This is a genomic window from Leisingera sp. McT4-56 (genome assembly GCF_020514995.1).
In the GTDB taxonomy this organism is placed as follows: Bacteria; Pseudomonadota; Alphaproteobacteria; order Rhodobacterales; family Rhodobacteraceae; genus Leisingera; species Leisingera aquaemixtae_A.
In genome coordinates, this window is sequence record NZ_JAJALF010000001.1 from 203,074 (window position 1) to 219,410 (window position 16,337).

General features: G+C 63.9%; 12 protein-coding genes and 1 tRNA gene. 6 read left to right on the top strand and 7 right to left on the bottom strand.

Going from position 1 to position 16,337, the window contains the following annotated elements; translation table 11 throughout:
* Positions 1-63 precede the first annotated feature (63 nt).
* Positions 64-1,131 carry a recombinase RecA gene (gene recA, locus LHL23_RS00975; RefSeq protein ID WP_222475646.1) on the bottom strand — a complete coding sequence of 356 codons (1,068 nt, stop codon included), beginning with the start codon at positions 1,129-1,131 and terminating at the stop codon, positions 64-66.
* A 192-nt stretch (positions 1,132-1,323) separates the two neighbouring features.
* Between recA and LHL23_RS00980 the strand changes: the two genes are divergently transcribed.
* Positions 1,324-1,923: a gamma-glutamyl kinase gene (locus LHL23_RS00980; RefSeq protein ID WP_226428469.1), complete on the top strand. Its 600-nt coding sequence runs from the start codon at positions 1,324-1,326 to the stop codon at positions 1,921-1,923.
* Positions 1,924-1,978: 55 nt separating this feature from the next.
* On the opposite strand, the gene LHL23_RS00985 is transcribed toward LHL23_RS00980, so the two are convergent.
* From LHL23_RS00985 to guaB, 3 genes are all read right to left on the bottom strand, one after another.
* Positions 1,979-4,294, bottom strand: coding sequence for a hybrid sensor histidine kinase/response regulator (locus tag LHL23_RS00985; RefSeq protein ID WP_226428470.1), 2,316 nt, complete (start codon positions 4,292-4,294; stop codon positions 1,979-1,981).
* Between the two features lie 93 nt (positions 4,295-4,387).
* Positions 4,388-5,560 (bottom strand): RsmB/NOP family class I SAM-dependent RNA methyltransferase, encoded by a 1,173-nt coding sequence (locus LHL23_RS00990; RefSeq protein ID WP_226428471.1) that lies wholly within the window; start codon positions 5,558-5,560, stop codon positions 4,388-4,390.
* Positions 5,561-5,596: 36 nt separating this feature from the next.
* Positions 5,597-7,045, bottom strand: a complete 1,449-nt coding sequence (guaB, locus tag LHL23_RS00995; protein WP_222475641.1) for an IMP dehydrogenase — start codon at positions 7,043-7,045, stop codon at positions 5,597-5,599.
* Positions 7,046-7,231: 186 nt separating this feature from the next.
* Here guaB and LHL23_RS01000 point away from each other — a divergent pair, with 186 nt between their 5' ends.
* The 4 genes from LHL23_RS01000 (at position 7,232) to LHL23_RS01015 (ending at position 11,366) form a co-directional block, all read left to right on the top strand.
* On the top strand, positions 7,232-8,398 hold the full coding sequence (locus LHL23_RS01000; RefSeq protein WP_226428472.1) for a CaiB/BaiF CoA transferase family protein: 1,167 nt from the start codon (positions 7,232-7,234) through the stop codon (positions 8,396-8,398).
* 146 nt (positions 8,399-8,544) lie between these two features.
* A complete protein-coding gene (locus LHL23_RS01005) occupies positions 8,545-10,593 on the top strand; it encodes an ASKHA domain-containing protein (protein WP_226428473.1) in 2,049 nt (682 codons plus the stop codon).
* Positions 10,594-10,666: 73 nt separating this feature from the next.
* Positions 10,667-10,740: transfer RNA gene (locus tag LHL23_RS01010), tRNA-Gly, on the top strand.
* Positions 10,741-10,883: 143 nt separating this feature from the next.
* On the top strand, positions 10,884-11,366 hold the full coding sequence (locus LHL23_RS01015; RefSeq protein ID WP_222475638.1) for a hypothetical protein: 483 nt from the start codon (positions 10,884-10,886) through the stop codon (positions 11,364-11,366).
* Between the two features lie 45 nt (positions 11,367-11,411).
* Here the strand turns inward: LHL23_RS01015 and pgi are convergent, their stop codons facing one another.
* Genes pgi through zwf form a run of 3 tightly spaced genes read right to left on the bottom strand, consistent with a single transcriptional unit; the run spans position 11,412 to position 15,180 of the window.
* On the bottom strand, positions 11,412-13,019 hold the full coding sequence (gene pgi, locus LHL23_RS01020; protein ID WP_226428474.1) for a glucose-6-phosphate isomerase: 1,608 nt from the start codon (positions 13,017-13,019) through the stop codon (positions 11,412-11,414).
* Between the two features lie 17 nt (positions 13,020-13,036).
* Positions 13,037-13,708 (bottom strand): 6-phosphogluconolactonase, encoded by a 672-nt coding sequence (gene pgl, locus LHL23_RS01025; protein WP_226428475.1) that lies wholly within the window; start codon positions 13,706-13,708, stop codon positions 13,037-13,039.
* Positions 13,705-15,180, bottom strand: a complete 1,476-nt coding sequence (gene zwf, locus LHL23_RS01030; protein WP_226428476.1) for a glucose-6-phosphate dehydrogenase — start codon at positions 15,178-15,180, stop codon at positions 13,705-13,707. The genes pgl and zwf overlap by 4 nt, the downstream gene beginning before the upstream one ends.
* 140 nt (positions 15,181-15,320) lie before the next feature.
* Between zwf and LHL23_RS01035 the strand changes: the two genes are divergently transcribed.
* Complete coding sequence (locus tag LHL23_RS01035; protein ID WP_226428477.1) at positions 15,321-16,274, top strand: radical SAM protein; 954 nt, start codon at positions 15,321-15,323, stop codon at positions 16,272-16,274.
* Positions 16,275-16,337 lie beyond the last annotated feature (63 nt).

A 16,337-nucleotide genomic window follows, 5' to 3' on the forward strand; every position in this document is an offset into this window, starting at 1 on the left:
GAAAAAGGGCGCAGCCAGCGCTGCGCCCCCGCATAATCAGGTTTTGATCAGATTTTCCGGCGCTTAGGCCTCAAGGATGTCATCCGCATCGTCCAGATCCGGGCGCTCGAACTCGAGCCCGTGCGACGCGCGGATCTTGTCCTCGATGTCAAAGGCGATGGCCGGGTTTTCCTTCAGGAAGGTCTTGGCATTCTCCCGCCCCTGCCCGATCCGCTCATCCCCGTAGGAGAACCAGGCGCCGGACTTGTTGACGACACCGGCCGCCACGCCCAGGTCCAGCAGTTCGCCCATCTTGGAGATGCCTTCGCCGTACATGATGTCGAATTCCACCTGCTTGAACGGCGGCGCCACCTTGTTCTTCACCACCTTGACGCGGGTCGCGTTGCCGACCACTTCGTCCCGGTCCTTGATCGAGCCGATGCGGCGGATGTCCAGCCGGACGGAGGAGTAGAATTTCAGCGCGTTGCCGCCGGTGGTGGTTTCGGGGGAGCCGAACATCACGCCGATCTTCATGCGGATCTGGTTGATGAAGATCACCATGCATTTGGACCGGCTGATGGAACCTGTCAGCTTGCGCATTGCCTGGCTCATCAGGCGGGCCTGCACACCGACGTTGCTGTCGCCCATGTCGCCCTCAAGCTCCGACTTCGGGGTCAGTGCCGCCACCGAGTCGACGATCACCATGTTGACCGCGCCGGAGCGCACCAGCGTGTCGGTGATTTCCAGCGCCTGTTCGCCGGTGTCGGGCTGCGAGATCAGCAGCTCATCCAGGTCGACACCCAGCTTGGCCGCATACTGCGGGTCCAGCGCATGTTCCGCGTCGACAAAGGCGCAGACGCCGCCCTTCTTCTGCTGTTCCGCAATGCAGTGCAGGGTCAGCGTGGTCTTGCCCGAACTTTCCGGGCCGTAGATTTCGATGATCCGCCCCATCGGCAGGCCGCCGATCCCCAGCGCGATGTCCAGGCCCAGAGAGCCGGTCGAGCTCGCCTCGATCTCCTGCATGGCATTGCCATCGCCGAGCTTCATGATCGAGCCCTTGCCGAACTGCCGCTCAATCTGGGCAAGCGCGCTGTCCAGCGCCTTTTGCTTGTCACCGCTTACTTTATTTTTCATGGTCAAAAGATCCGCCATAGTCCCTTGTCCTTTTCTATGTGTCACACACCGGGGCGCGCGGCAATCACTGCTTTGTTCACCTCTTGTTCCTTATGAGATCAAAAAGAGAACATTGCAACAAAATTCTGGTGTACCCACTTCGGGACCTGGGTGTTAAAGATTGGTTTATGGTTAATCGGCAGCAAGATTTTTTACCGGGCAGTTAACGGAATGATGATATTTTTCAAGGAACGGCTGGCGCTTCTCTCCGTTCCCAAAACCGGCACCACCGCGTTTCAGGCAGCCTTGCGCAACCGCGCCGATCTGGTGATTTCCGATCCTCCGGAACTGAAGCACGCGCCGCTCTACCGCTACAACCGCTGGATCCGGCCGATGTTTGAAAAGGTGTGCGGCACGGAATTGGAGGTCGCAGCCGTGATGCGCGAACCCATCAGCTGGCTGGGCAGCTGGTACCGGTACCGTCAGCGTCCCGCACTGGACGGCAAGCCCAACTCCACCAAGGACGTCAGCTTCGACGATTTCCTGCACGCCTATTGCAAGGGCAAACCGCCCGCCTTCGCCAATGTCGGCAGCCAGGCAAAATTCCTGGAAGCGCAGCCCAATGGCTGCAAGGTGAGCCATCTGTTCCGCTATGAGGATCAGCAGGCGCTGAAGCAATTCCTGGAACGGCGCCTTGAGACAGAGATCCGCCTGGAGCTCAAGAACGTCAGCCCCCAGGCGGATCTGTCGCTGAGCCCCGGGGCGGAGGCCCATGTACGTCGCAAGCGCGCGGCAGAATTCGAGCTCTACAACTCGATTCCTATTCGCTGAACCAAAAAAGCCGCCGGGTCCCGGCGGCTTTCTTTTTCAACGGCCTCAGCTGGTGCTAGTGCAGCTGCGCATGCACCGTCTCGGTCAGCTGGTTGAGCGAGAACGGTTTCGGCAGGAACACCGAGTTCGGCACATCCGGGTCAGCCTCGCCAAAGGCGCCTTCGGCATATCCGGAGACAAAGACCACGCGGGTGTCCGGGCGCTCCTTCAGCGCTTCACGCACCCAGCTGGGCCCGTCCATGCCCGGCATCACCACGTCGGTCACGAAGACGTCCACCGTCAGCCCCGGATCCTCCAGCGTGCGCAGCGCATCTTCGGCGGATTCGGCCTCCAGCACGGTATAGCCGCGCATCCTGAGCGCGCGGGAGGCAAAGGCGCGCACCGGCGCCTCGTCCTCAACCAGCAGCACGACGCCTTCGCCATGCTGTGCGGCGACCGCCTTTTCCACGGCCTCTGCCGGCTTTTCAGCGGCAAGCTGATCCGCCTGCTGCTTGTGAACCGGGAAGAACAGGGTGAACTGGGTGCCATGCCCCTGAACGGAATCGACAAAGATATAGCCGCCGGTCTGCTTGATGATGCCATAGGCGGTGGACAGGCCCAGACCGGTCCCCTCGCCTGTGCGCTTGGTGGTGTAAAAGGGTTCGAACACCTTCTGCAGCTTGTCCGGCGCAATGCCGACACCCTCATCCGAAACCTTCACGGTCACCCAGTCGCCTGCAGGCACCGTCGCGCGGTTCCGCTCCAACGGCTTGTCGAGCGAGATAACCTCGGTCTCGACCCGGATCTCACCGCCCTGCGGCATCGCATCGCGCGCGTTCACCACCAGGTTCATCAGCACCTGCTCCAGCTGCCGCTTGTCGGCGCGGATCGACTTCATCACCGGATCGTGGCTGAGGGTCAGGGTGACCTTTTCGCCAACCAGGCGGTTCAGCAGATGGGTCAGGTCCGACAGCGTGTCCCGCACATCCAGGGTTTCCGGCTGCAGGGTCTGCTTGCGGGAAAACGCCAGCAGCTGGCTCACGAGGGACGCCGCCCGGTTGGCGTTTTCATGGATCTGGATCAGATCGCCATAATCCTGATCACCCTGGTCATGGCGCAGGAGCAGCAGGTCGCAATGGCCCGAAATCGCTGTCAGCAGGTTGTTGAAGTCATGCGCGACACCGCCTGCCAGCTGGCCGATTGCCTGCATCTTCTGGCTTTGCACGAACTGCGCTTCCAATGTCTTAAGCTCTGTCGCATCGTTCAGCACCGCGATCAGCACCGGCGTGCCTTCTTCGACAACGCGTGTCAGGGTAACCTGGACAAAGACCTCCTTGTCAGCCCTCGACAGCCGCAGGAATTCGGATTTGTTCGGCGCCAGCCCGTCCGCGGTGTCGCGCAGCCAGTCCGACATCGGCCGGCCAAGGCCCTCCATCAGCTGGCCGAGCTTCAGGCTGGCGCAGCTTTTGACCCCGAGCAAACGCAGGGCCATGCGGTTGCTGCTCAGGATCTCCCCGGTCGGGGCGACCTTGAGGAACGGCACCGGCAACGCTTCGAACCCGGCCTGGGATGATGCAAAGCCTGCCTCATCCACCTCCATCAGGAACAGCTCGCTGCGGCCCTGGGTGCGGTTCTTCTCGCTGACCAGGACCTGCACCGGCCCCTTCTTGGTGCTGAGCGTGTTGATCTGCCCGGGCACCACCGGCAGCGCCGGGAACAGCCTGTCGGTGGACTTCACCCGCTCGCCGATCAGGCTGCGGGCGGCCTCGTTCATGAACAGGACGGCACCGGTGCGGCCCACGGTGATCATCGGAACCGGCAGCGCATCCGCGCCCCGGCCATTGCCGCCTCGGTCCAGGATATCCTCCACCCGCCACAGGAAGCTGCCGCCGCTCATCTGATGCACCGCCAGCCGCACATGGCCGCGGCGGGTTACGATGTCCTCGCGCGCTGCTCCGTCCACCCGGGCACGGCTTTGCAGCCGGTAGAGCACCGCCGACGGATTGGCCAGAATGGACCGCAGCGTGCTTGCCAGAGTGTCGCGGCTGGCATCCTGGAAACGCTTCACAGCGGCGCCGTTGCAGGCGTGGATCATGCCGTCATCATCGGTGACAAAGCTGGGCGTCGCGTCTTTTTCGATAAAACCGGTCAGCAGATCGGCGGCCATCGCGCGCGCATTCAGACGCATCCGGGCCTGCACCACCATCAGCACCGCAACCGCGGTCAGCGTCAGCCCCACCAGTATGAAGCCGCGGCCCATCCAGTCCGGCAGCGGCAGCAGCCACGGGCCGGACATCAGCGCCAGCGACAGCAGCAGGGTTGCCGCAAGCTTGGTGTGTTCGGGTGCATAAACGCGCAGTTCCGGGACGGAAGTGTCTTGGCGACCGGACATTACGGCTCCATGGTCTGTACTGATTGCCGCCATAACGCGGCGGTTTAGGTTAAAACCACGTTAAGAAACAAAGGTCTTTCGGCGGAAACCCTATCAACGGGTATTTGCGCGCGTCAACACGGCAACAAAGAACCCATCGGTGCCATCCTGCACCTGCCAGCCCCTCTGCTCGGCCAGCGTCCAGTCCGGGTTCTCGCTGATAAACCGTTGAACCTGCCCGCTGTTCTCGCCATCGAGCATTGAGCAGGTTGCATAGGCCAGCACGCCATCAGCAGCGGTCAGCGCCGCGGCCTTGCGCAGAATTTCCGCCTGAATCCGTTGCAAATCGGCCAGCCCATCAGGTGTAAGGCGCCATTTACCTTCCGGCGCGCGCCGCCAGGAGCCGGACCCGGAACAAGGCACATCGCACAGAACCAGATCGAACGGCCCCTTACGGGCCAGATCCGGCGTGGATAGCAGTGTGGCATCCGCCCCTGCCCGCGCCGCACGTTCCGGCAAGTCCTTCATCCGCTTGGGATCGGCGTCATGGGCAAAACATTGGATCTTGGCCCGGGCCGCCATGGCAAGCGTCTTGCCGCCGCCGCCTGCGCAATAATCCAGAACCGTCATGCCGTCCTGCAGCGGCAGCCGCTCCGTCACCGCCTGGCTTGCCGCGTCCTGAAGCTCCACCAGACCGTCCTGATAGGCCCGCGCATTGCGCAGCTTCCGCGCGCCGTCTGTCACCTCCAGCGCGGTGGACGCAGCCGGATGCGGACGGGCGGCAATGCCCTCGGCGGCCAGTGCTTCCTGTGCCCTTTCAACAGTTATCCGCGCGGTGTTCACCCGCAGATGCACCGGCGCCCGGCTGCGCAGGGCCAGCGCCGCAGCCTCAGCCTGGTCTCCAAGGCTGGCGCTGAACTCCGGCCAAAGCCAATCGGGAATATCCAGGGCTTCCGGTCCTGAGGGCGCGGGCGGCGGCACCCGTTCAGCATCCGTCAGCGGCGCAGGCGCATGGCCTTGGCCTGTAAAGACCTCACCGAGGTCCTGCCCCGCCTCGCGCAGCGCACCCAGAATCAGGCCGCGGCCGCTGCGGCTGCCGCCAAGCGCAGCGTGCGAGCGCAGGCAGCGCACCGCGTCGAACACATGGTCGCGTACTGCCGCGCGGTCCTTGGACCCGGCAAAGCGGCTGCGGCGCCCCCAGGAGGTCAGCGCCTTTTCCGCGGGTTCCCCCGCCAGCACCTGATCCAGGATTTCGATGGCCGCCTGCAGGCGGGCGGCGGGGGTCATGCCCCTGCCCCGGTGTCACAAGCGGCCATCATGGTCTCAGCCCACCCGGTAGTTCGGCGCTTCGCGGGTGATCTGCACGTCGTGGACGTGGCTTTCCTTCAGCCCGGCGCCGGTGATGCGGACAAAGTTGCAGTTCTTGCGCATCTCATCGACGGTCGCACAGCCGGTATAGCCCATCGCCGCGCGCAGGCCGCCCACCAGCTGGTGGATCACCGCAGAGGCACCGCCCTTGTAGGGCACCTGGCCCTCGATTCCTTCCGGCACCAGCTTGTCGCTGGCGGCATCTTTCTGGAAGTAGCGGTCGGCAGAGCCGCGCGCCATCGCGCCCATGGAGCCCATGCCGCGGTAGGATTTGAAGGAGCGGCCCTGATAGAGGATCACCTCGCCCGGGCTTTCGTCGGTGCCGGCAATCATCGAGCCGACCATGGCGCAGGATGCGCCTGCCGCGATCGCCTTGGCGAAATCGCCGGAGAACTTGATGCCGCCATCGGCAATCACCGGAATGTCGCCTGCAGCGCCGGCACAATCCATGATCGCGGTCAGCTGCGGCACGCCTACGCCCGCCACCATCCGGGTGGTGCAGATCGAGCCCGGGCCGATGCCAACCTTGACCGCATCCGCGCCGGCGTCGATCAGCGCCAGCGTGGCTTCGGCGGTTGCCACGTTGCCGGCAATCACCTGCACTTTGCTGGACAGCGCCTTGACCCGTTTCACCGCGTCGATCACGCCTGCGGAATGGCCGTGCGCAGTGTCCACCACCACGATGTCCACACCCGCATCGATCAGCGCTTCGGAGCGCTCAAAGCCGCTGTCGCCCACCGAGCTGGCAGCCGCAACGCGCAGGCGCCCCAGCTCGTCCTTGCAGGCGGTGGGATTCAGAACCGCCTGTTCGGTGTCCTTGAGAGTCAGCAGGCCGGTCAGCTTGCCGTTCTTGTCAGAAACCAGCAGCTTCTCGATCCGGCGCGCCTTCATCAGCGACTTGGCCTCTTCCAGATCGGCAGGCTCCTGCAGCATCGCCAGATTGTCCGAGGTCATCATCACCGAAACCGGGGTGCTGGCATCGGTGGCAAAACGCATGTCGCGGTTGGTGACGATGCCAACCACGCGGCCAGAGCCATCAACCACCGGGAAGCCGGTGACGCGGTAGCGTTCCTGCAGCGCCTGGGCGTCCGCCAGGGTCTGGTCCGGGGTCAGGGTGATGGGGTTGTACACGATGCCGGAGACGAACCGCTTGACCCGGCGCACTTCGCGGGCCTGCTCTTCGACATTCAGGTTCTTGTGGATCACACCCATGCCGCCGGCCTGCGCCATCGCGATCGCCATCCGCGACTCGGTCACCGTATCCATCGCCGAGCTCAGCAGCGGGATATTGAGGGCGATCGACTTGGTCACCCGTGTGCGCGTATCCGCGGTGTTGGGCAGAACGCTCGACGCGCCTGGCACCAGTAGAACATCATCAAAGGTGAGAGCCTCACGAATCTGCATTGGTCGTCCTCATGCATAACCCCGTTTGGCGGTGACCCTATGGCACAGAACCTTGCGGGTGGAAAGAGGCCCGGGGCAAGAATTCCTGCAGCGCAGCAATTCTTTGGCGGGCGGCTGATCTGGGTCAATGCGCGCGGCGCCGTCCCGGCTATCAGTAAAGCTGCAGAAATGATTCAGGATTTTGCCATGCCCGGCCCCTTGGAAAACATCACCATTCTGGACCTGACCCATGTTCTGGCAGGCCCCTACTGCTCGATGATCCTGTCAGACCTCGGCGCCAGGGTGATCAAGGTGGAACGGCCCGGGACCGGCGACGACACCCGCGCCTTCCCGCCCTTCAAGAACGGCAGCAGCGCCTATTTCGCCACCATCAACCACGGCAAGCAAAGCATTGCGCTGGATCTGAAGGCGCCGCAGGACCGTGAAATCTTCGAACGGCTGCTGGGCCAGGCAGACGTGCTATTGGAAAACTACCGGCCCGGCGTGATGCAGCGGCTTGGCTACGGCTGGGAAGACCTCCATGCCCGGTTCCCGCGGCTGATCTACGGCGCGGTCTCGGGCTTTGGCCACACCGGCCCCGACGCCCTGAAACCGGCCTATGACATGGTGGTTCAGGCGCGCGGCGGCGTCATGTCGATCACCGGCGAAAAGAACCGCGAACCGGTGCGGGTCGGCGCCTCCATCGGCGACATCGTTGCGGGCATGTTCCTTGGCCACGGCATTCTCGCCGCGCTTCTGGAGGTGCAGAAAACCGGCCAGGGGCGCTTCATCGACGTTGCCATGCTGGACAGCCAGCTGGCCCTTCTCGAACACGCCATCGCCATCACGTCTGTTACCGGCGAAGCGCCGCAGCCCTCCGGCGCGCGGCACCCGTCGATCACCCCGTTTGAGACCTTCCATGCTTCGGATGGGCTGTTCGTGATTGCAGCCGGCAACGACGCGCTGTTTGCCCGGCTCTGCGATGCCCTGCAGCTGCCGCTGGCCGCGGACCCGCGCTTTGCCACCAACCCGGCACGCTGCGAAAACGCGCGCCTATTGAAGCGGCTGATCGAAGCGGTGACACTGGATCAGCCAAAGGCCCACTGGATCGCCTTGCTGAGCGAGGCCGGCGTTCCCACCGGCCCGATCCAGACCGTGGATCAGGTGCTGCGCGACCCGCAGATCCTGGCCCGCAACATGGTGGTCGATGTGCTGGACAAGGACGGCCGCCCGGAAAACCTGTCCGCCGGCAACCCGATCAAGATGAGCGGCCTGCCTGACCCGGACACCCGCCGCCCTGCCCCGCAGCTCGACGGCAACCGGGCGGAGATTCTGGCGTGGCTTGAGGAAGTTGAGGCGCAGGCCGCCCACTGACTGCAGGCGCGGTAAAAAACAGCATTCCAAAGTCATCAAATTTCAGAAAATGGCGCCGGCAGACGGGAAAATGCCGCCCATTGCCTTTCGCTTGCCGCAAAAGCCCATATGCTCCGCCTAAATTGCGGAATGAGAAGGCCACAGGCATGACTGACGAACCCCTCGTTGTGTTTACCCCCTCCGGCAAGCGCGGGCGTTTCCCCGTTGGCACGCCGATCCTGACCGCCGCCCGGCAGCTCGGGGTCGACCTCGACTCGGTCTGCGGCGGCCGCGGCATCTGCTCCAAGTGCCAGATCACGCCCTCTTACGGCGAATTCCCCAAACACGGCGTGACCGTGGCCGAGGGTGCGCTGAGCGAGTGGAACAAGGTTGAGCAGCGCTACAAGGACAAGCGCGGTCTGATCGACGGCCGCCGCCTGGGCTGCCAGGCCACCGTGCAGGGCGACATCGTGATCGACGTGCCGCCGGAAAGCCAGGTCCACCGCCAGGTGGTGCGCAAGCGCGCCGAGGCCCGCGACATCACCATGAACCCCTCCACTCGGCTGTTCTATGTCGAGGTGGAAGAGCCCGACATGCACAAGCCCACCGGCGACATGGAGCGGCTGATCGAAGCGCTGGACCAGCAGTGGAACCTGAAGGGCGTCAAGACCGACCTGCATATCCTGCATATGCTGCAGCCTGCGCTGCGCAAGGGCGGCTGGAAAGTCACTGCCGCCGTGCACTTGGGCGATGCGAACCACCCGCCCAAGATCATGCACATCTGGCCCGGCTATTATGAAGGCTCGGTCTACGGCCTTGCGGTCGACCTCGGCTCCACCACCATTGCTGCGCATCTTTGCGATCTGCAAACCGGCGAAGTTGTTGCCTCCTCCGGCATCATGAACCCGCAGATCCGGTTTGGCGAAGACCTGATGAGCCGGGTGTCCTATTCGATGATGAACAAGGGCGGCGACCAGGAGATGACCCGCGCGGTGCGCGAAGGCATGAACGCGCTGTTCACCCAGATCGCGGCTGAGGCGGAGATCGACAAGGCGCTGATCGTGGATGCGGTCTTTGTCTGCAACCCGGTGATGCACCACCTGTTCCTGGGCATCGACCCGTTTGAACTGGGCCAGGCCCCGTTTGCGCTGGCGACCTCCAACGCGCTGGCGCTGCGCGCGGTGGAACTGGACCTGAACATCCACCCGGCTGCCCGCGTCTACCTGCTGCCCTGCATCGCCGGCCACGTCGGCGCCGATGCCGCCGCAGTGGCGTTGTCGGAAGCCCCTGACAAGTCCGAAGACCTGGTGCTGGTTGTCGACGTTGGCACCAACGCTGAGATCCTGCTGGGCAACAAAGAGAAGGTGCTGGCCTGCTCCTCCCCCACCGGACCAGCGTTCGAGGGGGCCCAGATCTCCAGCGGCCAGCGCGCCGCGCCAGGCGCCATCGAACGTGTCGAGATCAACCCGGAAACCAAGGAACCGCGCTTCCGGGTGATCGGTTCCGACGTCTGGTCGGACGAGGACGGATTTTCCGAATCCATCGCCACCACCGGCATCACCGGCATCTGCGGCTCCGGCATCATCGAGGCGATTGCTGAAATGCGACTGGCAGGCGTGCTGGACGCTTCGGGCCTGATTGGATCCGCCGAGCAAACCGGCTCCGCGCGCTGCATCGCAGACGGGCGCACCAACGCCTATTTGCTGTGGGACGGCTCCGCCGAGGGCGGCCCGACCATCACCGTCACCAACCCGGACATCCGTGCCATCCAGATGGCCAAGGCCGCGCTCTACTCCGGCGCCCGCCTGCTCATGGACAAGTTCGGCGTAGACAAGGTGGACCGCGTGGTGCTGGCCGGCGCCTTCGGCGCGCATATCTCGGCCAAACACGCGATGGTGCTGGGCATGATCCCCGACTGCGTGCTGGACAAAGTTACCTCTGCCGGCAACGCCGCAGGCACCGGCGCCCGCATTGCGCTCCTGAATACCGAGGCGCGCGGCGAGATCGAGGAAACCGTCCGCCGGATCGAGAAGATCGAAACCGCCGTGGAGCCCCGCTTCCAGGAGCATTTCGTCAATGCCTCGGCGATTCCGAACTCGGCTGAGCCCTTCCCGATCCTGGAAACCGTGGTGACGCTGCCGCAGGTGAACTTCAACACCGGCGGCGGTGACGGCGAAGGCGCTGGCGGCGGCCGCCGCCGCCGCCGCCGCGGCTGATCCGGGAACGGCAAGAATTTCGCGGCGGCGCCCTTGACCTTGGCGCCGCCGCGGCATAATCCTGCCCTCACAAGCGGGTATGGTGAAATGGTATCATGCGAGCTTCCCAAGCTTAAGGCGCGGGTTCGATTCCCGCTACCCGCTCCAACTTCCCATACTTTCAAGCACTTGCTGCGCACTTTCATGCCCTCGCCGCCTGAACGCTGAGGCCGCGCACCGGCCCCCTGTTTGTGGTAGACTGACCCGGCAGGCCCGCATCTTAAGGGCTGCCAGTTTGGGAGGGTACCAGTATGACACGTCACTATTTTGCCGCCGCAATCCTATGCGCTTTCAGCGCCGGAACCGCGACTGCAGGCACAACCTGGGAACAGGGCGGCACCGGAACCGGCGTCGCAAGCAATTCAGCCACGGAAATCGCCGACGGCCACATGGTGATTCAAACCAGCAGCTCCTACGAGAACGTTGAGATGGAAGACGCGGAGCACCCGATGAACGGCGCCGCGGGGCCGTGTTTTGGCGCCGTTGAGGCCGCGCCCGGCGGGGTGAACGGCGGCGGTATCTGCGCCTTCACCGACAAAGCGGGAGAGAGGGTGGTGCTGCATTGGCACGCCGAAGGCATGGATGCCTCCGGCGCCCTGACCGGCAGCTGGAAACTGTCCGGCGGAACAGGCCCCTGGTCGGGTGCCGAGGGGGGCGGAACCTTCTCCTCCCTGACCGATCCGGAAACCGGAAAATTCGTCAATACCATCACCAGCAGCGTAACACTGCCCTGATGCGTGCCGCGGGGCGGTCACGCCCCGCCGCTTCTTCCGGCTCCGTCAATCCTTGGCTACACGAACGAACTCCACCAAGGCGCGGGTGGAGCCGTCCTTGCCCGCAGCGTTTTTCTCCCCGGACAGCAGCGGCCCCAGCGTGTTCGCCAGCTCCTTGCCAAGCTCTACGCCCCATTGATCGAAGGAATTGATGCCCAGGATCACGCCCTCGACAAACACCCGGTGTTCATACAGAGCAATGATGTGCCCCAGCACGTAGGGAGTAAGCTTCGGGTAGATGAGCGTTGTGGAGGGCCGGTTGCCGGAAAACACACGGTGCCGCGCCTGCCGCTCAAGTTCCGCCCCTTCATAGCCCTTGGCCCGCATCAGCGCGCAGGCTTCCTCCAGGCTGCGGCCGCGCATCAGCGCCTCGGACTGGGCCAGGCAATTGGCCACCAGCAGCCTGTGATGATGCGCCAGCTCAGGCTCATGACCCTTGGCCGCCACCAGAAACTCGGCCGGAATGACCGATGTTCCCTGATGAAGCAGCTGATAGAACGCATGCTGGCCATTGGTCCCGGGCTCGCCCCAGACCACCGGGCCGGACGGATACGGCAAAGGCGATCCGTCCATAGCCACCGACTTGCCGTTCGACTCCATCTCCAGCTGCTGCAGATAGGCTGGCAGCCGCCGCAGGCGCTGGTCATAGGGCAGCACCGCGCGGGTCGGATAGCCGCAAATCTGATTGTGCCAGATGCCGGTCAGCGCCAGCATCGCCGGCATGTTCTGCTGCCAGGGCGCGCTGCGGAAATGCTCATCCATCGACTTGCCGCCCGCCAGGAAAGCACGGAAGTTCTCGGGCCCCACGGCCAGCATCACGCTGAGCCCGATCGGCCCCCAGACCGAATAGCGGCCGCCGACCCAATCCTCAAAGCCGAACACGTGCTTTCGCGGAATTCCGAATGCCGCGGTCTCTTTCTCCGAGGTGGACAGCGCCAGGAACTGCCGGGCCGGATCACCGCCGCCGTCCTCAACCCAGCGCCGCGCGGTCTCGGCGTTGGTCATGGTCTCGACCGTGGTGAAGGTCTTGGAGGCCACAATCACCAAAGTTGTCTTGGGATCAATCCGTTGCAGGATGTCATGAATGTGGGCGCCATCCACGTTGGAGACAAAATGGCAGCGCGGGCCGTCGTGGTAAGGCGCCAGCGCCAGCGTCGCCATCACCGGACCCAGGTCGGACCCGCCAATGCCGATGTTGACCACATCGGTAAAGGGGCCGCCCGGCCCCTGCATCGCGCCGGTACGGACACGGGCGGCCAATTTCTCCATCCGTTCCAGTGTCTTGCGCAGCGGTGCGCGAATGTCCTCGCCATCGACCAGCAGTTCCGGCCCGTCCGGGTCGCGCAGGGCTGTGTGCAGCACCGCGCGCTGCTCAGTTTCATTAATGGGCTTGCCCTGGAACATCGCCGCCCGCTTGCCGGCCGCATCCCGCGCCTCGCACAGATCAGTCAGCGCCGCGCGCACCCCGGCCGTGATCCGGGTCTTGGAATAATCAAACAGAAGCGTTTCGAACCGCACGCTGAAATCTTCAGCGCGGTCCGGGTCATTCTCAAACAGATCAACAATGTCATCGCTGCAAATTTCGGAATGCAGCGTCTTCAATGCAGTGAACATGTCTACCTTTCCAGAATTCAAGGTGCCCAATGGACAGACACTTCGGACAGAACGGCCTGTACCGGGGCGTCTTCAGGCGGCAGCGACATCGCTTTTTCCAGCGCCTTGCGCTTGGCATCGCCGAATATCACCAGATGCTTGGCAATCGCAGCGTCCAACACCCGCGCCGTCAGGCTGATCCGCGCTTCGGGCTGGCTGTCCGGCCGCATCACCGCCAGCGGCGGCGCATCCGGCGCCAGCGCCGCCTCGATCCCGTCCGCGCCGGGGAACAGCGAGGCCGTGTGCATGTCTTCCCCCATGCCCAGCAGCAGCACCGACAGCGGCAGTTCCGGAACCACCAGGCTTTCCAACTCAGCGAGCACCTCCTCAGGCTCCCGCTCCGGCACATGAAACGGCAGGAACTGCGCGGCAGCCGCCCGGTTCTGCAACAGCCGGCTGCGGATCATCGCTGCGTTGGAGCGGGCATGCTCCTGCGGCACCCAGCGCTCATCCGTCGCCATGACATGCACCCGGTCCCATTCGATATCAGCGGCGCACAGGTCATCGAAAACCAGCCCCGGCGTTGTCCCGCCCGCGACCGCAAACGACACCGTTTCCTGATGCAGCAGGTTGGTCTTCAGATCCCCGGCGATCTCGTTCGCGACTTCTATCGCCAGCATGTCCTGATCAGGGTACTCATTGAATTTCATGGGTTGATCCCCCTCCATTCCCGCCCGTCGCGGCGCATCAGCAAATCGGCATCCTCCGGACCGGCGGTACCGCTAACATAGGGTTTAGGCACATCGCCGCGGGATTTCCACCCCTCAATCAAAGGATCGGTCCAGGCCCAGGCGGCCTCCACCTCATCGCCCCTCATAAACAACGTCTGGTTGCCGCGCACAACATCCATGATCAGCCGTTCGTATGCGTCCGGCGGATCGCCTCCTTCCGGCCCCAGCGCCTCGGCAAAGCTCATGTCCAAGGGTACGTCGATCAGCCGCATCCCGCCCTGTCCCGGCTCCTTGATGGTCACGCTGAGGGTAATGCCCTCATTGGGTTGCAGGCGGATCTTCAGGTGGTTGGCATGGCGCCCGGCCTCGGCCCCGAAAATCGAATGCGGCGCGTCCTTGAACATCACGTTGATCACCGAGGACCGGTTCACCAGCCGCTTGCCGGTGCGCAGGTAGAACGGCGTACCCGCCCACCGCCAGTTGCTGATATGCGCCTTCAGCGCCACATAGCTTTCAGTGGTGCTGCGCGGGTTGCCGACCAGTCCGCGGTAGGACGGATGCGGCGCGTCCGGGTCCAGGTTGGCCTGGTACTGGCCGCGCACGATGTGATGCGGCTCCACCGGGTCCAGCGCCCGGATCACCTTCAGCTTCTCGTCGCGCACCGCATCCGGGTCGAACTTGGCCGGCGGCTCCATCGCAATCAGGCACAGCAGCTGCATCAGGTGGTTCTGCATCATGTCGCGCATCGCACCGGCGCGCTCGTAATACTCCTCGCGCCCCTCCACACCGACGGTTTCTGCCACGGTGATCTGGATGTGATCGACATACTGGCTGTTCCACAGCGGCTCGAACAGCATGTTGCCGAACCGGACCGCCATCAGGTTCTGCACTGTCTCCTTGCCCAGGTAATGATCGATGCGGTAGATCTGGCCTTCGTCAAAATGGCTGGCCAGGGTCCGGTTCAGCTCCCGCGCGGACGCCAGATCGCGGCCAAAGGGTTTTTCCACCACGATCCGCGCATCCGCATTGGCCAGCCCGTGCCGGTGCAGGCGCTCTGCCAGCGGCCCGAACAGGCCGGGACCGACTGAAAGGTAGAACATGCGGATCGGAATATCCTCCGCGGGACGCAGCTGGCGGCTCAGCTCCGGCCAGCCATCCTCGCCCAGGGCATCCAGCGCAACATAGCTCACCCGCTCCAGAAACGCCTCCAGCGCACCGCCGCCACAGGCCTTGGGTCCCGCATGCGCGCGCAGGGCCTCCGCCACGACAGTGCGGTAATCGTCGCTGGTAAGGCTGGTGCGCGCGGCGCCGATGATCAGCTCTTCCCCGGTCAGCTGGCCGGCGCAATGACGGCGGAACAGCGCAGGCAGAATCTTGCGCTGCGCCAGATCGCCCGTGCCGCCGAAAATCACCAGGTCAAACGGGTCGACCGGTATCACACGCGAAACCATTCTTGTTCTTCCTGTCTTCGCCGGTGCAGGCGCGGCACACTGCCGCTCACATCCCTGTCATGTGCCCGCCCGGCTGCTTTCATTTCCTGCCCAGTATAAGGTAGCTTCCGGCGAAAGGCACTGCCCCAAAGGACATCTGCATGAAAGACCTGCAAAAATCTGCCGCGAACCTTGGCAAGTTTCAAGACGCCTTTGTGACGGCAGACGGTCAGCAGCGCGCCTCGGTGCCGCTCAGCCGTCCGGAGACCCTTTGGTTCAATACCGGCACCCTGTGCAATATTGAATGCAGCAATTGCTACATTCTGAGTTCCCCCACCAATGACGCGCTGGTCTATCTGAGCGAAGGTGAAGTGAAGGACTACCTGGACCAGATTGCAGAGCGCAACTGGCCGGTCCGGGAAATCGGCTTCACCGGCGGCGAGCCCTTCATGAACCCGGAGATGATCCCTATGGCCCGCGCCGCGCTGGAGCGGGGGTTTGAGGTGCTGATCCTGACCAACGCCATGCGCCCGATGATGCGCAAGACGGTCAAGGCGGGTCTGCTGGCCCTGCGCGAAGACTTCGGGGACAAGCTGACACTGCGGATCTCGGTCGACCACCACAGCGCTGCTCTGCACGACAAGGAGCGGGGCGAAGGCAGCTTTGCGAAGACCATCGAAGGGATGGAATGGCTGCGCGACAACGGCTTCCGCATGGCCGTCGCAGGCCGCACCGTCTGGGGCGAAAGCGAAGCCGAGGCCCGCGCGGGCTATGCCGCACTATTCGAAAGGCACGGCTTCGCCGTCGACGCGGAGAATCCGGGCCAGACCGTGCTGTTCCCGGAGATAGACGAAAGTGTGGAAGTACCTGAAATCACAACCGCTTGCTGGGGCATCCTGAACAAATCCCCGGACAGCGTGATGTGCGCGTCCTCCCGCATGGTTGTGAAACGCAAAGGCGCAGACATCCCCGCCGTTCTGGCCTGCACCCTGCTGCCCTATGCGGCCGAGTTCGAGATGGGCGCAACCCTGGCCGACGCGGAGCGCCCGGTGCAGCTGAACCACCCCCATTGCGCCAAATTCTGCGTTCTGGGCGGCGCCAGCTGTTCGGCATAAGCGTTAACCCGGAAGCAAAGCGGCTTTGACGTGATCCCGGCAGAATGGCACCATGGAACATAT